This window comes from Ereboglobus sp. PH5-5 (assembly GCF_029504805.1).
Classification (GTDB): domain Bacteria; phylum Verrucomicrobiota; class Verrucomicrobiia; order Opitutales; family Opitutaceae; genus Ereboglobus.
This window is the reverse complement of sequence record NZ_JAQFIT010000001.1, coordinates 45457-69542: the sequence shown is the minus strand read 5'-3', so window position 1 is coordinate 69542 and position 24086 is coordinate 45457. Positions and strand designations below refer to the sequence as shown.

14 protein-coding genes are annotated in these 24086 nt (G+C 59.0%); 8 read left to right on the top strand and 6 right to left on the bottom strand.

The annotated features are described in order from the left end of the window. The first annotated feature begins 287 nt into the window (after positions 1-287). Complete coding sequence (locus M2103_RS00155; RefSeq protein WP_277507965.1) at positions 288-788, top strand: hypothetical protein; 501 nt, start codon at positions 288-290, stop codon at positions 786-788. 305 nt (positions 789-1093) lie between these two features. Here M2103_RS00155 and M2103_RS00150 read toward each other — a convergent pair whose 3' ends face one another. Beyond that, on the bottom strand, positions 1094-2074 hold the full coding sequence (locus tag M2103_RS00150; RefSeq protein WP_108824007.1) for a malate dehydrogenase: 981 nt from the start codon (positions 2072-2074) through the stop codon (positions 1094-1096). A gap of 341 nt (positions 2075-2415) precedes the next feature. Here M2103_RS00150 and M2103_RS00145 point away from each other — a divergent pair, with 341 nt between their 5' ends. The 3 genes from M2103_RS00145 to M2103_RS00135 all read left to right on the top strand — a co-directional run bounded on the left by M2103_RS00145 (position 2416) and on the right by M2103_RS00135 (position 7129). After that, the gene (locus M2103_RS00145; protein ID WP_277507964.1) at positions 2416-3351 is read left to right on the top strand and encodes a L,D-transpeptidase; all 936 of its coding nucleotides are present in this window, start codon (positions 2416-2418) and stop codon (positions 3349-3351) included. A gap of 136 nt (positions 3352-3487) precedes the next feature. Beyond that, positions 3488-3823, top strand: coding sequence for a zinc ribbon domain-containing protein YjdM (locus M2103_RS00140; RefSeq protein ID WP_277507963.1), 336 nt, complete (start codon positions 3488-3490; stop codon positions 3821-3823). Between the two features lie 219 nt (positions 3824-4042). Beyond that, entirely contained in the window at positions 4043-7129 is a 3087-nt protein-coding gene (locus M2103_RS00135; RefSeq protein ID WP_277507962.1) for a TonB-dependent receptor, read from the top strand. Between the two features lie 229 nt (positions 7130-7358). Here M2103_RS00135 and M2103_RS00130 read toward each other — a convergent pair whose 3' ends face one another. The 4 genes from M2103_RS00130 to gdhA all read right to left on the bottom strand — a co-directional run bounded on the left by M2103_RS00130 (position 7359) and on the right by gdhA (position 13500). Next, positions 7359-8216: a family 16 glycoside hydrolase gene (locus M2103_RS00130; protein ID WP_277507961.1), complete on the bottom strand. Its 858-nt coding sequence runs from the start codon at positions 8214-8216 to the stop codon at positions 7359-7361. Positions 8217-8300: 84 nt separating this feature from the next. Beyond that, the gene (locus M2103_RS00125) at positions 8301-10352 is read right to left on the bottom strand and encodes an alpha/beta fold hydrolase (protein WP_277507959.1); all 2052 of its coding nucleotides are present in this window, start codon (positions 10350-10352) and stop codon (positions 8301-8303) included. A 494-nt stretch (positions 10353-10846) separates the two neighbouring features. Continuing rightward, positions 10847-11944, bottom strand: a complete 1098-nt coding sequence (locus tag M2103_RS00120; RefSeq protein ID WP_108824001.1) for a sugar kinase — start codon at positions 11942-11944, stop codon at positions 10847-10849. 203 nt (positions 11945-12147) lie between these two features. After that, positions 12148-13500 (bottom strand): NADP-specific glutamate dehydrogenase, encoded by a 1353-nt coding sequence (gene gdhA / locus M2103_RS00115; protein WP_277507958.1) that lies wholly within the window; start codon positions 13498-13500, stop codon positions 12148-12150. A 461-nt stretch (positions 13501-13961) separates the two neighbouring features. Between gdhA and M2103_RS00110 the strand changes: the two genes are divergently transcribed. From M2103_RS00110 to M2103_RS00095, 4 genes are all read left to right on the top strand, one after another. After that, positions 13962-14669 carry a zinc metallopeptidase gene (locus M2103_RS00110; protein WP_277507957.1) on the top strand — a complete coding sequence of 236 codons (708 nt, stop codon included), beginning with the start codon at positions 13962-13964 and terminating at the stop codon, positions 14667-14669. Positions 14670-14777: 108 nt separating this feature from the next. Further along, positions 14778-18824, top strand: coding sequence for a chromosome segregation protein SMC (smc, locus tag M2103_RS00105; protein ID WP_277507956.1), 4047 nt, complete (start codon positions 14778-14780; stop codon positions 18822-18824). Positions 18825-18907: 83 nt separating this feature from the next. Beyond that, positions 18908-20074 carry an MBL fold metallo-hydrolase gene (locus M2103_RS00100; RefSeq protein ID WP_277507955.1) on the top strand — a complete coding sequence of 389 codons (1167 nt, stop codon included), beginning with the start codon at positions 18908-18910 and terminating at the stop codon, positions 20072-20074. 93 nt (positions 20075-20167) lie between these two features. Then, on the top strand, positions 20168-21118 hold the full coding sequence (locus tag M2103_RS00095) for a family 43 glycosylhydrolase (RefSeq protein ID WP_277507954.1): 951 nt from the start codon (positions 20168-20170) through the stop codon (positions 21116-21118). 67 nt (positions 21119-21185) lie between these two features. Here the strand turns inward: M2103_RS00095 and M2103_RS00090 are convergent, their stop codons facing one another. Continuing rightward, on the bottom strand, positions 21186-24071 hold the full coding sequence (locus tag M2103_RS00090) for an insulinase family protein (protein WP_277507953.1): 2886 nt from the start codon (positions 24069-24071) through the stop codon (positions 21186-21188). Positions 24072-24086 lie beyond the last annotated feature (15 nt).

Sequence of the window (24086 nt, the reverse complement as noted above, 5' to 3'; positions counted from 1 at the left end):
TTGGCAGCCTGTTGCTAACCGCCGTGTTTGCCTTTCATAATTCTTGGCGCGCGCCTACCCATTAAGGATCAAAACTAACTCATAAATGGTATCGTGGAGGCACGTAAAAGTGACGTTGCAATCAACGCACTCGCCTGCATGTTGAGACTGCAAATAAATACGAATAATTCATTAAATTAATGCCCTTTTATTCCCGTCAAAACTCATACCGCCAACGAAAATAAAAAAACATCGCCCCTGCCCCCTTCAAAGCCCCTATAAACTCATATATTCAGAAAACATTCACCATGAGAAAGCTTTTTGCATTAATGTTCCTTCTCCCTCTTTTGGTAACATCTTGTGGACGGGATGCGAAAATCGTTTGCCTAGAAATGAGGTTGGGAGACAATAGGGTTTTCATCTCACAGCCTCTTGCTGAGGCGTTTATTATAGATGATAATGTTTTGTTTCCTTTCACTAAGGGTGACTCAAAAAAGGTGGCAGCTATTGCGCACACTTATCGGGGAAGCGTTGTGACAGTGCTTGTCGACGGTCTGAAAACTGTCGATCTTGCAATTCCGATAGACTTCTCCGAATCAGAAATAGAATTAATATCAATTCGTCCTGATAACCTAAAATTGCTGGAAAGCCGACTCAGTCAGCGTAAAATATCAATACATAAAAAGACTACTAATAATGCGAACTCGAAAGGTCCGAATAGAAACTTTTTACTATATAGGGATAATCCTGAAAAGCAAAACGAACTGAACAAAATGCTAGATGCTGTTCAAGAGGAACTGAATCGATAGTTGTTACGGGACGAATTAAAATCCGAGAAATCATGAGGGCAGTCAGAGGGGGTGGGTCGATTTTTTTGATTTTTAAATACAAATGTGAAACGACAATTACAAAGTGAATTGCCAGTATTGTTGCTGTTGTTGGCCTGGCATTCTTCAAAGTCGCATGGTTGTAACCTCCCGTAACACGCGGCGCGCACGCCCGGTTATAGTTTCATTTGAGACACTCTGAAATCACCGCGCAAAAAAACGGCGTCCGTTTTTGCGGACGCCGTTGAAAGTGCGGAAGGATTTTGCTTGTTGCGCGGTTGCCCCTCTTAGAGCAACTCGGCGACCATCGCCTTCTCTTCCTTGAGCTCGTTCTCGGTGGCGGTCATTTTCTCGCGCGAGAACTCGTTGATTTCCACGCCTTGCACGATCTTCCAGTTCTTGCCGTCGCTGACGATCGGGAACGAGTAGATGAGGCCTTTCTCGATGCCGTAGCTGCCGTCGGAGCAGACGCCCACGCTGAAGCAGGTGCCGGCGGGCGTCGGGTTGACGAGGTTGCGCACGGTGTCGACGACCGCGTTGGCGGCCGAGGCGGCGGAGCTGAGGCCGCGGGCCTTGATGATGGCGGCGCCGCGTTGCTGCACGGTCGGGATGAAGGTGTCCTTGAACCAGATCTCGTGCTTGATGACCTCGGTGGCGGGTTTGCCGCCGATCTTGGCGTTGAAGTAGTCGGGATACATCGTTGAGCTGTGGTTGCCCCAGATGGCGAGGTTCTTGACCTCGGTCGTGTCGACGCCGGCCTTCATGGCGAGCTGCGTGACGGCGCGGTTTTGGTCGAGCATGGTCATCGCGAACCAACGGTCGGAGGGGATCGACTTCGCGTTGTTCATGGCGATGAGGCAGTTTGTGTTGCAGGGGTTGCCGACGACGAAGATGCGCACGTCCTTGGCGGCGTTGGCGGCGATCGCCTTGCCCTGGCCGGTGAAGATCTTGCCGTTGATGCTGAGCAGGTCCTTGCGCTCCATGCCTTGCTTGCGGGGAACGGAGCCGACGAGCAGCGCCCAGTTGACGTCCTTGAAGCCGGCGTTGAGGTCGGCGGTTGCGACGATGCCCTTGAGGAGCGGGAACGCGCAGTCTTGCAGTTCCATCACCACGCCGTTGAGCGCGGGAAGCGCGGGCTCGATCTCAATGAGATGGAGGATGACGGGTTGCTCCGGGCCGAACATCGCGCCAGAGGCGATGCGGAAGAGGAGCGAATAACCGATTTGTCCGGCAGCGCCGGTAACAGCGACACGAATGGGTGTTTTCATAATTGGAACCTGTCAGGTTGCGGGATTTGGCGCGCGAGTCCACGAGTTTTTTAAAAAATAACACCGGCAAATCACAAAAATCACGCCGCGCATTCGCATTTTCTGCGCATTGCGTTTTTTTATTCGCGAAGGCGCGGGTCGCGTGCATTTTTATGCGCGGATGAACAAAGCAAGAGCAGGCATTGCCGGGTTGGGCGTGGCAATTGGCCGGTCAAAATCCTTCAGCCTCCGGGCGCATCGTGGAACGACTCTGTAAATTCCAAGTCCTGAGAGTTCAAATGAGCAAATTTCCAAAAATTAAAAAGCGCGGCGCGGTGCGCGGTTTCCTTGGGGTTTGGATTTTGAAATTGGGAGTCTTTCCGGGACTGGTAATTTCAAGCGCCGCCGATTCCGGGCAATTTCCCCGCCCGCCCGCCGACATCCTTGAGGCGCAAGTCGCGCTCGCGCGCCGCAACATTTCCAGCGGGCCCATCGATGGCAAGTTTGGCGCGCAAACCCGCGCCGCGTTGATCGCGTTTCAGGAGGAGCAATCACTCGACGCCACGGGCAGGCTCAACGGGGAAACCCGCGCCGCGCTCGCGCTTGCCGCGCCTCCGGTCACCACTCGCATTGTCACCGCCGCCGACCTCGCCTCGCTCCATCCCGTGCCTCCAACCTGGCTCGGCAAATCGCAACAGCCCTCGCTCGCCTACGCCACCGCGCTCGAAATGGCGGCCGAGCAATCCCGCGCGCATCCCGCGCTTCTCCGCCAGCTCAATCCCGGCATGATTTGGGAAAAAATCGAGCCCGGCACGATCATCGCCATTCCCGATACCGGCCCGGGGACGCGCGCCGCCACGATTCGCGCCGGTGAAAAAGCGGCGCGCATCATTATCAGCCTTGGCGAGCACACGCTTCAGGCGCGCGCTGACGACGGGCGGCTCCTTGCGCATTTCCCCGTGAGCATCGCGCGCAAAATTGAAAAGCGCCCCGTCGGCACGCTGCGTGTCAAAACCATCGCGCCCAACCCCAACTACACATTCGATCCCGAGATTTTCACCGAATCCGAGGAGGCTCGCGAGCTCGGGCGCAAACTCATCATCCCTCCCGGCCCGAACAATCCAGTCGGCCTCGTCTGGATCGGCCTCGACAAATCCGGCTACGGCATCCACGGCACGCCGGAACCGGAAAAAGTGGGGCGCACGGAATCGCACGGTTGTTTTCGCCTCGCAAACTGGGATGCGCTCGCACTCGTAGAACTCGTCGAAATCGACACCGAGGTGATTGTGCTGCCATGACGGGAGAACGGTTTTCCGTGACGCGAAGGGGAAAACAAATGCGTGTGAAATGGCGCGTTTTCCACCAACGGGCATTGTTTCGATTGGACAATCCCGGGGCGGTGCGGCATCTCGTCCGCGCACACTTTTTTTAATCATGACCAAACCCGACGCCTGTCCCGCCTGCACACTTGAAGACATTCTCGAGCATCCCGCCCACTGGGAATGCTCCACCTGCGGACACGAATGGCCCAAGGAGGCCGCCGCCGAGGAGAGTGGCGCGCGTGTTGTGAGGGATGCCAACGGCAACGTGCTCGCGGACGGCGACACGGTTGTGCTCATCAAGGATTTGAAATTGCGCGGCTCGTCGGGAGTTTTGAAACAGGGCGCGAAGGCGAAAGGCATCCGCCTGGTTGATGGCGACCACGAGATTGATTGCCGCATCGACGGCGTGGCGATGGCGCTGAAAGCGTGTTTCGTGAAGAAGGCATAGGCGGGGTTTTCGAAACACGGAGCCATCGCGGGGCCGGTGTTCGCGCGATGTTTGAGGTTGAAAAATCACGGGGCGCGGTTTGACTGGAGTCGAACTCCACGCCAACCCCAACCCCGCGTCCCCATGTGTTTGCGTTCGCCCTGCTCCCCACGAAAGTTAAGACAAATTGTGTGTGCCTGCGTCATCGCGTGGTGTTGTCCGGACGGGCTTCGTGCGCAAATGGAGACGACGGCGGCGCTCGGCGGCACGGTTTTTGGCGGTGTTTTGAAAACGCCGGTTGGCGGCGCGCGCGTGGTGTTGCGCCATGGGGCGACGGGGGATGTTTTTGAGACGCGCACCAATCACGCCGGCCGGTATTTGTTCACCGGATTGCGCCCGGGCGAACGCCTTTCGCTGCGGGTGGGCGCGTCTGGACATGAGGTCGCGGATATCCCGGAGATCGTGCTTTCGCTGGGGGAGGACCGTCAGCTTGACGTGGCGCTTTCCGCTTCGGCGGATGAGATTGTGCACCTTGAAAAGTTTGTCGTCGAGGCGCGCCGCGAGCATCCGCAACCGGGCACATCGACCGCGCTTACGCAACGCGATATCGAGGAGCGCCCGTCGATCGACCAAACCGTCAACGACTACGCGACCGCTGATCCGCGCGTCACGATGCTTGACGAGGAGAACAGTGTCATCGCGGCGGCGGGGCAGCATCATCTTTTTAACTCGCTTCAAATCGACGGCATTCGTCTCGACGACGGTTTCGGTCTGAGCGACAACGGCCTGCCCGCGCTCGGGAATCCGTTTTCGATGGAAACCATCCAGGCCGTTTCGGTCGATCTTGCGCCGTATGACGTGCGGCGCAGCGGATTTACCGGCGCGTCGATAAACGCCGTGACACGGAGTGGTGAGAACGCCTTTTCCGGTTCCGCTTACTACAAATACGCCAACGAAAAATTTCGAGCAAAGGATCCCGCCACCGGCCAGCGCACGCGTTTTACGGACGAGACGTATGGTTTCACACTTGCCGGCCCGATTATAAGAAACCGGCTGTTTTTTTTCGTGAACTGGCAGCGCAAGGAACGCACTGATCCGTCGCGCGAGGCCAGTTTCATCCCCGCTCCCGGGGCGCTTGAGAGGATTGTCAACATCGCGAGGGAGAAATACGGCATCGAGCCCGGCGTGCTTTTTGACCCGGGCGAGCGAAGTCAGAAAAGCGATTCCCACATGGCCAAACTCGACTGGCGCATCAACGCGAGGCATCGCTTGTCCGCGCGTTACTCATCGTCGTATGGCGACAATCCCGTTTATCAGAATTATGCCAGCACGGCGTCCACGTCCCTGAGCAGCCATTGGTATGTCAACTCGCGCGACTTGAAAGCGTGGAGCGCGCAAATGACCTCGCAATGGCATCCGAATTTTCAGACCGAGATCAGTTTTGCGAACCAGCGATACTCCTCGGACCGTCAGCCAAACTCCCGCCTGCCGCAAATCAGGGTGAACAGTGTTGACGCCGCCGACGGCAGCGGCGCCGAGACGCTGTGGCTGGGCGCATACAGCACGAGCCACTTGAACTTTCTGACGACAAAAAAGCAGCAGGCCAAAATCTCGGCAACGTGGTTGCTTGGAAGGCACACGCTCCAGTTTGGCGCCGAGCGCGTCCGCAATGATTTCGACAACAAATACCTCGATTACGCCTGGGGGCACTACGCCTTTGCGTCCATCGACGATTTTGAAAGCGGAAAGATCAGCTCCTACATTTACCAATACACAGCCGATGGCGGCGCGCCGGGTTTTGCCTGGGGCTACGCGATCAACACCGCGTTTTTGCAGGCCAACTGGCGCTTCTTCCGCTCGCTCACCATCACCACCGGACTGCGTTTCGATTATCCCGAGATGAACGAAGCCCCGCGTGAAAACAAACAGGTCGAGCAGACCTTTGGCGTGCGCAATAACTCGACGATTGACGGCGTTTACACCTTCAGCCCGCGCGTCAGTTTCACATGGTCGCCGCGCAAACTGCGCAAGGCGCAAGTGCGCGGCGGCGTCGGCATTTTCCAGGGGCAGATACCCGGCGTCTGGATGGGCAACTCCTACATCAACGATGGCATGACGGCGTTTCGCACCACGCAAAAACCCGGCAGCGTGATTGTTGATGTCGATGCCCAGCCCGAAGGCGAGCCGGGCTCGAAACGCATGCGCGTGGACATGATGGACAAGGATCTGCGAATGCCCAGCCTGCTGCGCGGAAACATCGCCGTGGATTTTCAACTGCCCTGGCAGCGCATGAGCGCCTCGATCGAATGGCTCTTTTCGCGCGCGGAAAAAAGCCTCGTCTATCGCAATCTCAATTTGAAGGAACCCGTTGCCGGCCCCGACGGGCGCCCGCTCTACGGCGAATGGGAAATCAAGACCGACAAGGATGGAAACGTCACCGGCATTCCGCACATCACCGACAGCCAGCTCAACCACGGGGCGTTTGATGATGTGTATTGGCTCACCAATGCCGACAAAGACAAGGATTCCTCCCGCAGCTCGCATCTCACATTCAGCCTCAGCCGCCCGATGCGCAACCATTGGAGCGCGAGGCTCGCCTACACACGCGGGCACGCAACCGAGGTAAGTCCCTTCACAAACAGCAGCGCCTCGGCCAACTTTACCCGCCGCATCGGCATCAACCCCAACAGCGATGAATCGGGCGCGTCGGCCACGGAAATACGCGACCGCGTCATCGCAAGCGTGACGACCAGGTTTGCCCTCATCCGCGGCTTCAACACTATCATGACGCTCACCTACGACGGCCACAGCGGCCGCCCCTACAGCTTCACCTTTCGCAACGACGCCAACGGCGACGGACAGTCCGGCAACGATCTTTTCTACGTTCCCGCCGGGCGCAATGATCCAAAACTCTACTGGGCGAGCAAAACCGACGAGGACGCATTTTTCGCCTACCTCGCCACCAATGACGCCCTCCGCCGTTACGCCGGAAGAATCGCTTCCCGCAACAGCGAGCGCAGTAAATTCCAGCACCGCCTCAACCTGAGTGTTACGCAACAAATCCCCTTTTGGCGCACTTTGCGCGCGGAGGTGTATTGCACCATCACCAACCTTGCAAATCTGCTGAACGAAAAATGGGGCCGCGTTCACCAATACAATTCCCCCTACAATCTCGGCATCGCCTATGGTTACTACGATCCCGAAGCGGAAGTGTATCGTTATTCCATGACGGATTCATCCGGAACTTTGGTCCAGCCCCGCTCGCAACCTCTCCAAAGTAGCAACAGCCGCTGGCGCATTCAAACCGGAGTAAGGGTGAAATTTTAGCCGGTCTGTTTTCTTGGTCTTGCTCGCGTTATTTGATGCTCGGGCGGCGTCAGAAAGGGCGCGACCTTTGGGGTAGGGCGGTTGGCTGACTGCCAATCGCCGTGTTTGCTTCACGTGATTCTCGGCCCGCTCGACGGGCACGCCCGACCCATTAAAACTCATGATTGGTATAAATCGCGCAATGGGTTTTAGAAAAGCAAAGTGTTCCGAAGCTTGCCCCGGAAAATCTTCACTCGGTTGAAATCCAGGCATTGCGCAGTTCGATTGGCGCGCCGCGGGTTTCGATTTTTAGCGGCGCGGGCGTTGTGGAGTCTGCGATCTTTACGCTGTCGTGGATTCTCACGCCGTTTAAAAAAATGGTCGCGCGGTCGTCGCGCGTTTCAATGTCGAGCGCCTGCCATTCGAGAATGGCGCGCTCGGCGCGTATCGTTGGCGGCGTGTCGCCGAGCGCTCCGCATGCCGGCGCCGCGCCAGCGCGCCCGTAGCTGGCCGGGAGAGCAATCCACTTGTCCTTCCAAAGCGTGACGGCGGCCGCGCTTTGGTCGCTGAGCAGACGGAACTCAATGTGCGCGCGGACGTTTTTTCCGGCGATTGTTTCGCTTACGAGGATTGCGGAATCAAGTGTCCTTACGCCGTCGCGCATGCGATTGGTGAACACCATGCGCGTGTTTGCGCCTTTCGGCGGCTTTACTTGCAACCGCGGATTCGGGCGCATGTATTGGGCGAGACGTATTTTTTCCCCCGTCTTGGAATTGACGATTTCCATTTGCGGACTGCCGCAGCAATCGGGACGAAGCGCGCCCGTCCAATCGCCACCATTTAGGGAAACCGGCGACATTTCGTCGGGGCGCGTGCCGTGCAAAACAGCGACCGGTTCCGCGCTGCTTTCGTCGTCGAACGCGAGAAGGATGTTTGCCTGATATGCGTTGTCGCCCGTTGCGAAGACTTGCGCGACATGATCCCCCGGATTCTTCGGCAGCCAGTCACCAACAAAGGGATCGTGTTTCGTCGGGACAAATTTTTCGGGCGCGGCGATGCCAATCGACGAAAGGCAGCACGACAAAACGATGAGCGGAAGAAAACGCATGAGATTCACTTGAATTGCCGCAAACAGGCGCAAAAGGCGCAAGCGTGATTCTGAAATAACGACGCCTCGTCCGGACGAAATCGCCTAGTCGGCAGGCGCGTTTTTTTTCAGGAAAGTTTCCAGCGCATTGAACACTTTTGCCCGGTTTGCCTCCATCTGAATACCATGACCTTCGCCTTCCGGGGCATGCAGGGTAAACTCGATTTTGAAGTGTCTCAATCGCGCCACCAGTTGTTTGTTTTGCCGCTCATAATCAATGCGGTCATCCTTGTCCCCATACATCAGGAAAAGCGGGACTTTAATGCGCGATATGAAGTTTATCGGTGAAGCGGCAGTCAGGAGGTCTTTGTCTGTTTTTGGATCTCCCACCCATTCTTTCCACCAGAACGCCGCCCGTTCGCCATCGCGCCCCCTTCGCTCGTATCCGGCAATTTGCTCGAAAATATCTGATACTGGAATGAAAGCTACGCCCGCCTTGAATTTGTCCGGCATACCTGTGAGCGCACAGAGGGTGGCATAGCCGCCATAACTGCTCCCGGCGATGACGAGCCTGTCGGGATTGGAATACTTTTGCGCGACAGCCCAGTCGATTGCGTCATAAATATCCGTTTGCATGGCGAGGTTCATTTGTTTGCGGCTCAATTCGGAAAACCGTTTTCCATAGCCGGATGAACCGCGAAAATTGACGCGCAATACAGCGTAACCGCGCGTCGCGAAAAATTGCGTCTCGGGATCAAACAAATCGTAATCGCGAACGCTCCAGGGGCCGCCATGCACAAGTAGCACGGTGGGCAGGCAGTCGCCGACGGTTTTCCCCGGCGGACGGGTAATATAACCGTGGATGACCAAGCCGTCGCGGGCCTTGAACTGAATCGGCTCGGTTTGTCCAAGAGCCTTGGGGTTCAGCCACTCCGCGCTTCGGTATATCTGTTCAAGATGTCCTGTTTTTTGGTCAAACAGATAGTAGCGTCCAGGCTCCTGACTCGACTGGCTGCGAATGATCAAACGCTGATAATCGAGCGACCAGCTTGTGAAGGTGTTGGTAAATTCGGGCAGCACGGAGTCGATTTCCGTTTGAAGCGCGCTTAAATGCGGATCCAGCCAGATTGTGGTGGCCTTCCCGTCCCAATAACGAATGCCCGCCACCGTGCCGTCCCATGGGGACAAAATGCCGGTTTCAACATCGACATTTTCATTGGCTATGAGCGGCCCCTCTACGGTGTCGCTTTCCGGAAGATATGCGTAGATTGCGGCCCGATCTTTTCCCTGGCGGCCAGAGAAAAGGAATTTTTTGCCCTCATAATCGAAACCCATCGGCAAAAAATTTTCATTCTCACCGAAGACAATGCCGCTCATGGGGCGCACGCTGTTGTCATCGTCAATCCAATAAACGCGCCCGGCGGGATATTGGCTGGGATTTTTGAGGAGTCCCTTGGTGTCATAATCCTCGGGGGCATGGCCGGAAGCCACGCGCATCACGCCTTGCTTGTCGGCAAACCATTCCATGGTGCGTCCGGGATCACGCCGCACCAAGGCGATTTCTCCAGTCTTGGTGTTGAGTTGATAAACCCCCGGGACCGGTTCCATGCCGGCATATTTCCAAGAACGCCTTTCTTCGTATGCATCGCCTGTTTTCCGACGGGCCATGAGCACCCGGTCGGGCCACAATGTTCGAGATGGAATCATTTTTGCCCAGCGCAACAAAGCCGCGGCACTTTGTTTTTTATTTCCCTTAATCAACGGCGGAACTAATTCGACGAAATCTTCACCATCTATATCGTATGCGTAAATCGCTCTTTTTTCATTTTTGAAGCCTCCGGTCATCCACGCCATAATCCGCTTATTGCCCACCCAGGTAAAATACTGGACATGAACATCGTCCGCGTCATGGAGTTTCGCCGCTTTTCTATCGTCAACGGAAATGAGAGCCAACCCGTAACTGGCGAACACATCGCGCTGGGATTTCACCCGGTTGTGCGCAAAAATACTAACCATATTTTTGCCATCAGGTGACAGCTTGATGGTAAATCGTTCATACTTTCTAAAAATATCCTCAACGCGAACCGTCGGTTTCGCATAGGCATTTGCGGAACCGAGCAAAATTACAAAGACAAGCAATGGCGGGAAAATTTTCATGACGGAAAAAATGTCTCAAAATGACCAACATCGACTTGTCCCGACGAGGCAGGCGCTAGTTGGTGCAAGCTGGCTTTGATTCGAACTAAACGAGCCGTTAATATCCAAGCCTGAAATGCAGTTTGGATCGATTGCAAAACTCGGCGCAACCTGAGATGCGGCCGCTGAGATCAGCCATCGATGAATCTTAAAAGACGAGGGGTGGAGGGCGCGGAATTAGCGCGGCCATTTTAGCATGCAGTGCCCCGGCTATATATACCGGGCAGTGCTGTTACGGGAAATCCTTGGGAATCGATTTACGCATGCTTTTCCATCAACTTCACACAACACCACCCCAACGAGATGCTGCGCAGTAAATTCGCGGGGAGTGCCGCAAAAGGCGCAAGCGTGATTCTGGAATAACGACGCCTCGTCCGGACGGGATAAATCGCAAATCCAAAAAAGCCCGGAGTGAATCCGGGCTTCGTTAATCAAATGTTTGCCCTTGCCGGTTCTCAGCGGACGACGCGGGCGCCGCCGCCGGCGATTTGTTTTTCGACTTCCTTGCGCGTGGCCATCGAGGTGTCGCCGGGCGTGGTCGAGGCGAGCGCGCCGTGGGCCGCGCCGTATTCGACCGCCTTTTGCGGGTCGTTGTGCTCGAGGAAACCGAACGAGAGGCCGCTCGCAAAACCGTCGCCGCCGCCGACGCGATCGAGGATTTCGAGGTCGTTGTATTTGCGGCTTTCGTAGAACTTGCCGTCGTGCCAGCAGATCGCGCTCCAGTCGTTGACGGTGGCGGTCTTCACGACGCGGAGCGTGGTGCCGGCGGCCTTGAAGTTCGGGAATTCCTTCACGGCGGTTTCGATCATCGCCTTGAACGCGTCGACTTCGATCTTGCTGATGTTATGGTCAACGCCCTTGACCTCGAAGCCGAGCGAGGCGGTGAAGTCCTCCTCGTTGCCGATCATCACGTCGATGTATTTGGCGATCTCGCGGTTGACCTCCTGCGCCTTCTTGAGGCCGCCGATGGTCTTCCAGAGCGAGGGGCGGTAGTTGAGGTCGTAGGAAACGATGGTGCCGTATTTGGCGGCGGCCTTCACGGCCTCGATCGTGAGCGCGGCGGTCGATTCGGAGAGCGCGGCGAAAATGCCGCCGGTGTGGAACCAGCGCACGCCGAGCTTGCCGAAAATGTGGTCCCAGTCGAAGTCGCCCGGCTTGAGCTTGGAGGCGGCGGTGTTGCCGCGGTCGGGAACGCCGACGGCGCCGCGAATGCCGAAGCCGCGCTCGGTGAAATTGAGGCCGTTGCGAACGGTGCGGCCGATGCCGTCGTCCTCGCTCCACTTGATGAAGTCGGTGCAAACGCCGCCCTGCATGACGAAGTCCTCGAGCAGGTGGCCGACCTCGTTGTCAACGAACGCGGTGGCGACGGCGGTGCGCAGGCCGAAGCATTTGCGCAAGCCGCGCGAGGTGTTGTATTCGCCGCCGCCCTCCCAGACTTTGAAGGAGCGCGTGGTGCGGATGCGGCCCTCGCCGGGATCGAGGCGGAGCATGATCTCGCCGAGCGAGATTTGGTCGAAGGCGCATTCCTTGGCTGATTTGATTTTGAGGCTCATGGTGTTTGTTTTTTTGGAAGTTTGAGGAAAATAGTCTGCCCATTAGGAAGCAGGCGGTCGAGGCGTGTCCAATCAAAAGTCGCACGCGTGTCCGAAAGTCTTTCGGGGAGCGTAAGACTGGCCGGTTCGCCCGCCAAAAAGCCCCGGCATTTTTGGCGCCGGGGCTTCATGGTTATGGCTAGGACATTTCTGTGCCTGTGTTGTCAGACGACGCCCTGTTCGATCATCGAGTCGGCGACTTTGCGGAAGCCGGCGATGTTCGCGCCGAGCACGAGGTTGTGCGGCTCGCCGAATTCCTTGGCGGTTTCGGCGGCGGTTTTGTAGATGCCGCGCATGATGCCCTGGAGCTTGAGGTCGACTTCCTCGAAACGCCACTGCTGCATCGAGGCGTTTTGCGCCATTTCGAGCTGGCTCGTGGACACGCCGCCGGCGTTGGCCGCCTTGCCGGGGCCGTAGCCGATTTTCGCGGCGAGGAATTTTTCGACCGCCTCGGGCGTCGAGGGCATGTTCGCGCCCTCGGAGACGCAGACGCAGCCGTTCTTGAGGAGCGCGTCGGCGTCCTTGCCGTTGAGCTCGTTTTGCGTGGCGCTCGGGAAGGCGCAATCGCAGGGAACGGTCCACACGGCGTTGTGCCCCTCGGGATATTTTTCGACGGGTGTGTAAACGGCGCTTTTGCGCTCCTTGGCGTATTCGGTGAGGCGTTCGCGGCGCACTTCCTTCACGTTTTTGAGGAGTTCGAGGTCGATGCCCTCCTTGTCGTAGATCATGCCCTTCGAGTCGGAGCAGGTCACGGGTTTTGCGCCGAGCTGCTGGAGTTTTTCGATGGTGTAGATGGCGACGTTGCCGGAGCCGGAAACGGTGCAGACCTTGCCCTCGAGCCCGCTGTGGGCGGCCTTCATCATGTGCTCGGCGAAATAAACGGAGCCGTAGCCGGTGGCCTCGGTGCGCACGAGCGAGCCGCCCCAGTTGAGGCGCTTGCCGGTGAGCACGCCCTCGTAGTGGCGGGTGAGTTTTTTATACTGGCCGTAAAGGTAGCCGATTTCGCGGCCGCCCACGCCGATGTCGCCGGCGGGCACGTCGATCGTCGCGCCGATGTGGCGGTAGAGCTCGTTCATGAACGACTGGCAGAAGCGCATGACCTCGTTGTCGGACTTGCCCTTCGGGTCGAAGTCGGAGCCGCCCTTCGCGCCGCCGATGGCGAGGCCTGAGAGCGAGTTTTTGAAAATTTGCTCGAAGCCGAGAAACTTGATGATGCCCGCGCGCACGCTTGGATGGAAGCGGCAGCCGCCCTTGTAGGGGCCGACGGCGGAGTTGAACTGGATGCGGTAGCCCTTGTTGACCTGCACGTCGCCCTTGTCGTCAACCCAGCACACGCGGAAGAAAATCTGGCGCTCGGGTTCGACGATGCGCTCGATGATGTTGTGCTTCAGGTATTTTTTCTCGCGCTCAAAAAGCGGACGCAAGGAGTGCAAAACTTCCTCGGCGGCTTGGTAGAACTCGGCTTGCGCCGGGCTGCTGAACTTGAGGGCCTCGATGGTTTTTTGGACGTATGGCATGGCTGGAAATGTGTGATGTGGAGAGAATCAACGCTTTGTGCGAGGGGCAGACCTTGAGTCGCCATGCTCCGCTGCACAAATCGGAAATTGGCAGGATGGCTAACAATAAAAATAACTAATAGTAGTTGTTCGCTGATGAAAAAAATCTTTCACCAAATTAGGAACAGTGAACACTGTTTAAAATAATTTTTGAGAATAAATTACATAAATCGAGGGCAGTTGTTTTATCCTCTTTGCGCACTGTTGAACCAAAAACGTCATGCAAAAAAGAAAAATGGTCAGTTTAACCAATTCTAATAATCTTCGCGGCATCTTCGGTTGCGCAAGGCTGGCGGGCTGGCCGGAGTTTCATGTCATCCGCTGACACATTTGATCCATCTCGCGCTTGCCTCTTGTGATAATCTTGAGACCTGCGAAATTATTGGAAACAAAACCCAAAAAACAGAATCTCTTTCAGCGTAATGACCATACAACTCTTTGCCTTCGCATTTCTTTCGCCGCCGATTGTCCTGGGGCTGCTGCTATTCTCGATCATTTTCGCGGGTTATGCGCAGTATCGTGTGTCGAGCGCCTATGGCAAAAACGTCCGCATCCCATCGCGCGGACGCATCACGGGGCGCGAGGCTGCCGAGGCGGTGATGGCGCGCGCCGGCATCCGCGACGTTGAAATCGTCCAGACGCCCGGGCACCTCACCGATCATTACGACCCGACGCACAAACGCCTCGTTCTCTCGACGGAAAACTACCAGGGCACCAGCCTCGCCGCGCTCGGAGTCGCGGCGCACGAGGCGGGCCACGCCATCCAGCACAAGGTCGGTTATTCGATGCTCCAGACACGCATGGCGCTCGTGCCCATCACGCAAATCACATCGCGCATTTTGCCCTTTGTGATTGTCGGCGCGTTTTTCTTTCGCGGCTTTGGCGGCATCATGCTGGACGTCGGCATTGTTTGCTACGCCGTGCTGACGCTTTTTCACCTTGTCACGCTTCCCGTTGAGTTCGACGCCAGCCGCCGCGCCAAGGCCGAGCTCGCGGGGCTCGGCATCATCGCGCCCGAGGAAAAAAAAGGCGTGAGTGAAACCCTCAACGCCGCCGCGCTCACCTATGTCGCGGCTTTCCTCAGCTCGTTGATAAACCTCCTCTGGCTCGTCTCCGCCAGGCGGAATTGACGCGCAAGCCGGCGGGTGCGCGGGCAATGTGAACAATTTCCCGCGTGTGTGTGAATTTTCCGTTTGCCGAGCAAGAAAGCGTCCGCTCCATTAGCGGGCTTCATTTTCATGTATCTCAAGGCACTCAAACTGCACGGCTTTAAATCTTTTGCTGATCCATCCACACTCGACTTCGAACGCGGCGTGACCGCTGTCGTCGGCCCCAACGGCTGTGGCAAGTCCAACATCGCCGACGCCATCCGCTGGGTTCTCGGTGAACAAAGCGCAAAGGCGCTCCGCGGCGGCAAAATGCAGGACGTCATTTTCGAGGGCGCCGACACCCGCAAACCTTCGCAAATGTGCGAAGTCTCGCTGCTCCTCACCGACTGCGAAAAACAACTCGGCAGCCAGTTCCACGAAATCGAAATCATGCGCCGCGTCCATCGCGACGGCGGCAGCGAATACTTCTTCAACAACACCCCCTGCCGGCTCAAGGACATCCACAAGCTTTTCATGGACACCGGCATCGGCCGCACGTCCTACTCGATCATGGCGCAGGGCCAGATCGACCAGATCCTCTCCTCCAAACCCGAGGAGCGCCGCGCCGTGTTTGAGGAAGCCGCCGGCATCACCAAATACAAAAGTCAGCGCCGCGAAGCCCTCCAAAAACTCGCCCTCACCGACACCAACCTCGCCCGCGTCTCCGACGTCATCACCGAGGTCGGACGCCAGATCGGCTCCCTGCGCCGCCAGGCCTCGAAGGCCCTTCGCTACAAGCGCGTCTCGCACCGCCTCCGCCACCTCGCCCTCGCGCACAGCGGCCACCAGCACGGCAAAATCACCGCCACGCTCGCCGAGCTCGACGAGCAAGTCGTCAAACTCCGCGCCGCCTCCGAAACCCGCCGCGTCCACTACTCGCAACAACAGCAGGATCTCGAGGAGAAAAAAGCCCACCGCTCGCGCCTCAACCAGCGCGTGCAGGAAGCCCAGCAAGCCGTCTTCGATCTGCGCACCGAGCGCGAACAAATCCTCAACGCCGCCAACCTCGCGCAAATCAAGCGCACCGGCCTCATCGAGCGCCTCGACGCCACCCGCGCCACCCTCGGCGAACTCGAAATGCAGCTCCGCGACATCGCCACCCAAGTCGACACAGGCGCGCAGGACAAACAACTCCAGCTTTCCCTCCTCGGCACCTCCGAGGCGCAACTCCAGGAAATCATCCAGCAAGTCACCGTCGCCGACGCCTCCCTCGCCAACACCGAGCAGGAACTCACACAATCCAAGTTTCAAATCCTCCAAGTCGAAAGCACCCTCGCGCGCCTCCGCACCGATTGTTCCAGCTACGAGGTTGACCAAAAAACCTCCGTCCACCGCCACGAGGCCCTCCTCGCCGAAATCGAAGGCGTCCGCCAGCAGCAAAGCGCCGCCGCGCAAATCGCCACCGAGTTCGAGCAGCGTGTCGAGGAAGCCCACGTCGCCAAGGCCCGCGCCCAGCAGGACGCCCGCGACGCGCAGCAAGCCATCGCCGACCGCACCCGCGAATTTCGCGACGCCCAGCGCCGCCTCACCGAAATCGACCGCCAGCTCACCACCCGCTCCGGCCGCCTCCAAGTCCTCCAGCGCCTCCACGAATCCTTCGAGGGTTTCGGCGAAGGCGCGAAAGCCGTCCTCCAAGGCCAGCTCGACAACATCCTCGACGGCGCGCCCCGCCCCGTCGCGATTATGGACGGCCTCAGTTTCGCCCCCGAATACACCAGGGCCATCGAAGTCCTCCTCGGCGCCGCCGCCGAGGCCGTGACCGTCGCCGACCTCGCCACCGCGCAAAAAATCCTCACCCACCTCGAAACCTCCCAAACCGGCTCCATCTGCCTTCGCGTCGGCGAACTCGCAGAAAAGCAGAGGCCGGAAGACCAGAGGCCAGAAAGCCAGAAGACAGAAAATCAGAATCCGGAATCTTCCGGCCCTCTGGCCTCTGGCTCTCTGGCTTCTGGACTGACGCCAGTCAGCGCAATCCTCAACACCGCCGCCGAGCAGCACCCCGCCGCCGGTCTCCTCTCCGCCTGCTACATCGCCGACGACCTCGCCGCCTTCCTCGACTACTGGAAACAAAACCCCGCCTTCCCCTTCCTCGCCGTCGCCACGCGCAAAGGCGAATACGTTGACCGCCGCGGCCTCGTCTCCGGCGGCAGCAACAAGAAAAACCCCCGCAGCATCGTCCAGCGCGAAAACGAAATGCGCGAAACCGCCAACGCCCTGGCCGACGACCAAAAGGCGCACGACGAGCAAAAAACCATCTGCGACGCCATCAACGCCCGCATCGCCGAGGCCGAAACCGCCCTCGCCGAAAAACGCGAGGAGGAACTCGCCATCTCGCAACAAGTCGCCGCCATCCAGGCCGAGCAACGCAACGCGCAAAAAGCCCTCGAGGACATTTCCAACAAACTCCGCCGCATGGAAGCCGAGACCGCCTCGGTCGAAGCCGCGCGCAACGAAGCCCACGCCCGCTGGGAAAAAGCGCAAACCCAGCTCACCGAGGCCGAAACCCTCCACACGCAAGGCAAGGAGCGCATCGCGCAAATGGAAACCCGCCTCGCCGAACTCCGCGTCGAGCGCGACACCAAGCGCGAAAGCCTCAACTCCGCCCGCCTCGCCGCCTCCGAGCAACGCAGCAAAGTCGATTACCTCGACCGCGGCATCGCCGACATGGAACGCCGCCGCGCCGAGCTCGGCACCCTCCTCATCCAGCGCCAGCAGGAAATCGAACTCTGGACGCAGCAAATCCAGGACCTCGAAGGCGAGACGGCCGCCAAGCGCGCCCGCGCCGAAACCCTCGACGAAACCATCACCGTCGCGCAGCAGCAAGTGGAGCAAATCCGCGTGCAACTCGTCGAAGTCGAGCAACAAATCACCGGCGTCGAAGGCACGCAGGACGGCCTCCGCGTCGAGGCGGAAAAAGCGCACGACGAATTTAGCAAGTGCGAGGTGAAACTCGCCGAAAGCCGCGCCCGCGCCGATTTTCTCAAGGAGGAAGTCGAGCGCGAATTCCAAACCGACATCACCATGCTCGACTGGAAAAACCTCCTCTGGCACGCCGACGACGAACCCGAGGGCATCGAAAATCTCGACCTCGACGAAGACGAAGAGGAAGGCCAGAAGCCGGAGGCCGGAGCGCCAGAGAGCCAGAAGCCGGAAGACCAGAAACCGGAGGGGCAGCAGCCTGCTTCCGATCAAGCCGCTGCGCCCGATCAGTCCACGCCGTCCGATCAATCCGATCCGTCCGTTTCCGAATCCGCCGAATCTGCTGCAGAAGTGCCGCAAGCGGCACCTGCCGAAGCCGCCGCCGCCGCACCCGCCGAGCTCGCCAAACGCACCCGTCGCCGCAAACAAAAGCAAAAAGGCGAGCCCACCGAGGAAGACCTTGCCGCGCTCGACAACACCAACTGGGACCAAGTCCGCTCCGACGTCGCCAGCCTGCGCCAGCGCATCAACAGCATGGGCGACGTGAACCTCGTCGCCATCGAGGAATACCGCTCGCTCAAGCAACGCTACGACTTCCTCAAGACGCAAAACGACGACCTCGTTAACGCGAAAACCGAACTCCTGAAAACCATCGACGAAATCAACAACACCTCGATGCAGCAGTTCCAGATCACCTTCGAGCAAATCAAAAAGAACTTCGACTACACCTTCACAAAACTCTTCGGCGGCGGCAAAGCCGCGCTCGACCTCGTGCAAGCCGACGACCCGCTCGAAAGCGGTATCGAAATCACCGCGCAGCCCCCCGGCACGAAACTCAAGGGCATCTCGCTCCTCTCCGGCGGGCAAAAAACGCTCACCGCCGTCGCGCTCCTCTTCGCGCTCTACATGGTGAAGCCCTCGCCCTTCTGTTTGCTGGACGAACTCGACGCGCCGCTCGACGAATCCAACATCGGACGCTTCACGGACCTGCTCTCGCACTTCACGAACGAAAGCCAGTTCATCATCATCACGCACAACAAGCGCACGGTGGCCGCCGCCGACGCGATCTACGGCGTGACGATGGAGGAGCGCGGCGTTTCGAAGACCGTCTCGATGCGCTTCAACAAGGAACTCGGCGACGCCGAAGTCCAGCGAGGCAGCGACGACACCATCGCCGAGGCCGTCCGCGGCACACAGCAAAAATCCAACGGCGCGTAATCGCCGCATTCGGTTCCCGCGCATCTCTCGCCAATCCTCGGCGCGCTCGGCGCGCTCGCCCTGCCGCTCAAACCCAACACCGCATGGCGTCCGCCAAAAAAACAACCAAAGCAAGAAAGTGGATTAAGCGCATGTTGATCATCGGACTCAGCCTGATCGGCGCGATGGCGCTGTTGGTGTTTGCATACATGCAGCATCCGAAATTTGGACGCCTTCCCAGTGGTGCGCGCCTTGAACGAATTCAAAAGTCGCCGCACTTCAAGAACGGCAAATTTCGCAATGTGGAGCCCAAGCCCCGAACGCCGGAAAACGTGAGCACGATCGAGGCGCTCGGAAAATTCTTCTTTGGCGACAAAAGCAAGCGCACGCCGTCCGCCCCTGTTCCGTCCGTGAAGCGCGACTTGCATAATCTCGACGCCGGACGCGATGTTCTCGTCTGGTTCGGGCATTCCTCATATTTTATGCAAGCGGGAGGGAAACGCATCCTGGTCGATCCGGTTTTCAGCGGCGCGGCCTCGCCGGTTTCCTTTACCACAAAGGCGTTCACGGGCTCCGATGCCTACACGGTCGGCGACCTGCCCGGCATCGACTACCTTTTCATCACGCACGATCACTGGGACCATCTCGACTACGAGACCATTTTGAAACTCAAGCCCAAGGTCGGGAAAGTTGTCTGCGCGCTCGGCGTCGGCGAGCACCTCGAATACTGGGGCTTCAAGCCGGAGCAGATCATTGAAATGCACTGGGGCGACGAAACCTCGCCGGAGGCGGGTGTGAAAGTGCACTGCCTGACCACCCACCATTTTTCCGGACGCGGTCTTTCGCATGAACGCTCGATGTGGGCCGCGTTTTTCGTGGAGACTCCCGCGCTCCGTTTCTACATCGGGGGCGACAGCGGCTACGGCGCGCATTACGCCGAGGCGGGCGAACGCTTCGGCCCCATGGATCTCGCGATTCTCGAAAACGGACAATACGACCCAAACTGGGCCAGCATCCACATGATGCCGGAGGAAACACTGCAAGCCGCGGCCGATTTAAAAACCAGGCGGCTGCTGCCCGTGCACAACTCGAAGTTCAGCATTTCAAACCACGACTGGGACGACCCCCACCGGCGAGTCACACAGGGCGGGCGAGCCCCAAACCTTCGACTGCTCACGCCGGTCATCGGCGAAATTGTTGACCTTCGCGACGACGCCCAAACTTTCGCGCACTGGTGGGAAAGCGTTGGCAAACAAACGTCCGCAAACTAATCCGCGCCAGCGCGGATTTTGGCGGTTTTTGTTGTCTCGTCCGTTCGCGAAGGCAGGCTTGCGCGCATTAACGCTTCGACTTTCTTGCCAACCATGAAAACCGTTTTTCGCCACGCAATCCTGCTCGTTTGCATTGCGGGGTTCGCCGCCGCCGCAGGTCACGCCCGCGCGGGCGAGTTCGCCAATCCGCTGATGCGCGGCGCCGATCCCCACGCCGTGGTCGCCGGCAAAACCGTCTGGCTGTATCCCACCATATCGAGAGATCGCTTTTACGCGTTTTCATCGGACGATTTAAAAACATGGAAGCGCCACGGCCCCGTGCTGGATTTCAAGAACGTGCCGTGGGTGGGGGAGGATGGACGCGAGCATCACGGCGCGTGGGCGCCCGGCGTCATCGAGCGCGACGGCACGTGGTATTTTTATTATTCCGTCGGCCCAAAGCGCTCGCGCATCGGTGTCGCCACCGCGGCGAGTCCCGCCGGGCCGTTTGTTGACAGCGGCCGCCCGCTCCTTGACGACGAGGGCAAAAGAGGCTTCGAGGCAATTGACCCGATGGTTTTTGCCGACCCGAAGTCGGGAAAATATTATTTTTACGCCGGTGGAAGCGCCGGCTCGAAGCTGCGCGTGTTCGAGTTGAACAAAGACATGGTCAGCTTCGCCGCCGAAGTGCCCGTGGAGACGCCCGCGCATTTTACGGAAGGCGCGTTCATGCATTTTCGCGACGGCGTGTATTATTTGTCCTACAGCCACGGAAGCTACAAGAGGGCTTCCTATTCCGTGCACTACGCGACGTCAAAATCCCCCGTTGGCCCGTGGAAATATCGCGGCGCAATTTTGAAAAGCGACGCATCGCATAAGGGACCCGGGCATCATTCCTTTTTCAAAGATCCCGCCGACGGTTCCGACCTTATTGTTTATCACCGCTATGACGGCCAGACCGGGGATGGCCCGTATAGCACGCGCCGGCAAATTGCGATTGAGCGCGTGCGTTACGACAAGAACGGCCTGATCCTCCCGATCATAATGACCGACGGACGCGATTAGGTTTTATGCCATTTGCGATGGCCGGGGTTGGCCTTTAACGGCGCGGATACAGTTCAATTAAACAGCCCTATTTTTTCGCGGGGGCTGTTTTGAAAAGGAAAAGGGTGTCGTCGCGGAGGTGCCTGGCGGCGATGGCGTTGACTTCGTCGCGTGTTATGGAGGAGACGTCGGCAAGGCGTGTCAGCGCCTGGGTGAGGCGTTCGGGGCGGTTTTGAATGTCGCGCAGGACGGTGTAGCCCCAGTAGGCATTGGTGCGGGATTGCTGGTCGTAGTGTTCGACGAAGGGTCTTTTGGCGCGCAGGAATTCGTCGTCACTGAAACCATTGGCGGCGATTCGGGCGATTGTTTTGCGCACGGCGTTGATGGCTTTGTCGAGCGAGCCGCGGTCAACCTCGGCGCCGACGAAGAGGTAGTTGAAATTGTCGAAACCGTCGTGCGTGGCATAGGCGGCGGACGAGACGTAGGCGGCGCCGAGTTGTTCGCGGATGCAAAGGCGGACGGCATTGTCGAGCGCGTCGGCAAGAAGCACACGGGCCCGGTCTTGGTGCGTGTCGCCGGCGTCGGGCACGGGCCAGACGAGGAGGAACGCGCCTTGTTTGAGCGCGGGGTTCACATTGATGACAATGGGCGCGGAGGGCGCGGGGGCGAAGGCGACGCCGGTGTTGGGTTTTGGCGGGAGGCGCTTGGCGCGAACGGGAAGGGCGCCAAGCGTCCCGGCGGCGGCATCGAGGGCGGCTTGCAAATCGACATCGCCGACGATGCTCAGCTCAATGTCGTCGTAGGTGAAAAGGGGGACGAGCCATTCGCGAAGCTCGTTGACGGTGCGGGAGGCGGGCTCGTCGTAATTGGGCCAGCCGAAGCGCGTGTCGCGCGTGAGCGCGCGTTCGCAAATCGCGTTCAGGTTTGCGGAGGGCGACGAAAGGGTGTGCTGGAACAGTGTTGTGAGATCGGGCCGGGCGAGAACGAACGACTCGGGCCGATAGGCGGCGTCGGTGATGAAGGCGGTCATCATTTGAAGCGCGTAGGGGAGCGACCGCACCGGGCATTGGGCGTAAAAGTGCGCGGCGTCGTCGGCGATTGTAAAATTGATGTCGAGCAGATGCCGCGCGTTGAGCTGGGTGATCTCGGCTGCGGTGTGACGGCCCAGTCCGCCGAAAAGAAAGGCTTTTGATGCGAGGAGTCCGATGCCGGGAACGTTTTTGGGTTCCTCGCGTTTTCCGTGCCCGATGCGGAGGTTTATGAGGACGTAGTCTTTTTCGTATTCGGTGTGCTTGAAGTTGAGAAGAATGTTGTTCTCGAAGCGGACAAGGTGCGCGTCGATTTCGGGGAGCGTTTTGGTTTCCGCAATGCGTCCGGGCTTGCCGAAATCGGTGTAGGCAAAATCGAGCGCCTTGATTCCGGCGGGCGGCTTGACGGGGATTGCGCGGCTGGCCGCGAGTTTTTTCTCAAAGGCGGCGGGCTTGGAGGGCAGGAGGCGGATGTTGCCGTTGATAAATGTGCGCACGGGGGCGCGGCTCCAGAGCTTGGCAAAGGCGGCGTTGCATTCGGCGAGTGTGGCGTCGGCGATGGGTTTTTCGACTTCGCGCCAGGTTGTTTCGGGCGTGGAGAATCCCTCGCCATTGAGCAAAAAATAGGCGAGTTGCGAGGCGAGCATCGCCGATTTTCGGGAAGGGGCGTAAAGGGCGCCCTGGCGGTAGCGGTTGACGAGGTCGGCCTTTGCCTCGTCGAGCTCGCCTTGGGTGAAACCGTGCTCGATCGCGGCGCGGAGGGATTGCTCGGCGGCGGCGATGACGATGTCAGTTTTATTGAGGTCGCCGGGAACGGCAAACTGGACCATGCGCAGGCCGGGGAAAAGTTGCGTGTATTCGACATTTGGGGCGCCGAACGGCGCGCCGGGCTGGCGGGCGCGGAGCGTCAGGCGGCGGGTGAACATGGACAGGGCGAGGTTGCGGCGCGTGTGCTCGGCGAGTTTCTCGCGCGTGAAGGGCGCGGGCGGCTCGGCCCACGCGCAGGTTTGCATGACACCCATGCCGGTGAGTTCGTTGTGGGTGAAGACGCCGACAGCCGGTAGTTTCCTGGAGGCGGGGCGCGGGGATGGCGGCGGCGGTTCCGGGCGCGCGGGGGCGCGCGCGGCAAGCGGGGAAAACTCATCCGCGATCATCGCGCGCAGGGCATCGGGGTCGATCTGCCCCACGGCGATGAGCGCCATGCGCTCGGGGCGATACCACGCGTCATAAAATGCGCGGAATTGTTTTTGGGTGAAGCGGCGGATTTGTTTTTCGACACCGATGGGGGAGCGGCTGTTTTCGCGCGCGGAGGGCCAGATGAACGCGCTGTAACGCTGGCCGGCGCGCGCCATGCCGGTGTCGCGCGTGGCCATTTCGCTGAGAATCACGCCGCGTTCGAGCTCTATGTCGCCGGGCGCGAATTCGATGCCGGATGCGTATTCGCGGAAGACTCGCAAGCCCTCGCGCAGGGTGGACTTGGAAACGTCGGGCAGCTCGAGGTGGTAGATGGTGTTGTTGAATGAGGTGAAGGCGGTGTGATCGGGGCCGAAGCTGACGCCCATGCGTTCCAGCTCGGCAATGAGCCCGCCTCCGGGCTTGTTGCGCGTGCCGCGAAACGCCATGTGCTCGATGAAGTGGGCGATGCCGCGCTCGTTGTCGTTTTCGTGTATTGATCCAACGGATACAAGCAGCCGGAGCGAGACGCGGTTCGCGGGCTCGGCGTTTGGCAGAAGCGCGTAGCGAAAACCGTTGGGCAGTTCGCCGAGGACGAGCGCGGGATCCTGGGGCAAGTCGGTCTCGAGATTGGCCCAGGGCGCGGCTTTTGCCAAATGGGCGGGCAGCGCGATCGCGATCAATGCGGCGAGCAGCGTGAAAACCCGGGGAAGGGGATGGCGGCGGGGAGGCATCTTGGCGGCAAGGGTGCGGGCGGCGAAAATTGTTCGCAAGCCAAGAGAAACACA

Bases quoted from the DNA above. Each gene is read 5' to 3' on its own strand.
- M2103_RS00140 (WP_277507963.1), top strand. From the start codon at position 3,488: ATGACCAAACCCGACGCCTGTCCCGCCTGCACACTTGAAGACATTCTC.
- smc (WP_277507956.1), top strand. From the start codon at position 14,778: ATGTATCTCAAGGCACTCAAACTGCACGGCTTTAAATCTTTTGCTGAT.
- M2103_RS00155 (WP_277507965.1), top strand. From the start codon at position 288: ATGAGAAAGCTTTTTGCATTAATGTTCCTTCTCCCTCTTTTGGTAACA.
- M2103_RS00110 (WP_277507957.1), top strand. From the start codon at position 13,962: ATGACCATACAACTCTTTGCCTTCGCATTTCTTTCGCCGCCGATTGTC.
- gdhA (WP_277507958.1), bottom strand. From the start codon at position 13,500: ATGCCATACGTCCAAAAAACCATCGAGGCCCTCAAGTTCAGCAGCCCG.
- M2103_RS00150 (WP_108824007.1), bottom strand. From the start codon at position 2,074: ATGAAAACACCCATTCGTGTCGCTGTTACCGGCGCTGCCGGACAAATC.
- M2103_RS00130 (WP_277507961.1), bottom strand. From the start codon at position 8,216: ATGCGTTTTCTTCCGCTCATCGTTTTGTCGTGCTGCCTTTCGTCGATT.
- M2103_RS00135 (WP_277507962.1), top strand. From the start codon at position 4,043: ATGGAGACGACGGCGGCGCTCGGCGGCACGGTTTTTGGCGGTGTTTTG.
- M2103_RS00095 (WP_277507954.1), top strand. From the start codon at position 20,168: ATGAAAACCGTTTTTCGCCACGCAATCCTGCTCGTTTGCATTGCGGGG.
- M2103_RS00125 (WP_277507959.1), bottom strand. From the start codon at position 10,352: ATGAAAATTTTCCCGCCATTGCTTGTCTTTGTAATTTTGCTCGGTTCC.
- M2103_RS00120 (WP_108824001.1), bottom strand. From the start codon at position 11,944: ATGAGCCTCAAAATCAAATCAGCCAAGGAATGCGCCTTCGACCAAATC.
- M2103_RS00100 (WP_277507955.1), top strand. From the start codon at position 18,908: ATGGCGTCCGCCAAAAAAACAACCAAAGCAAGAAAGTGGATTAAGCGC.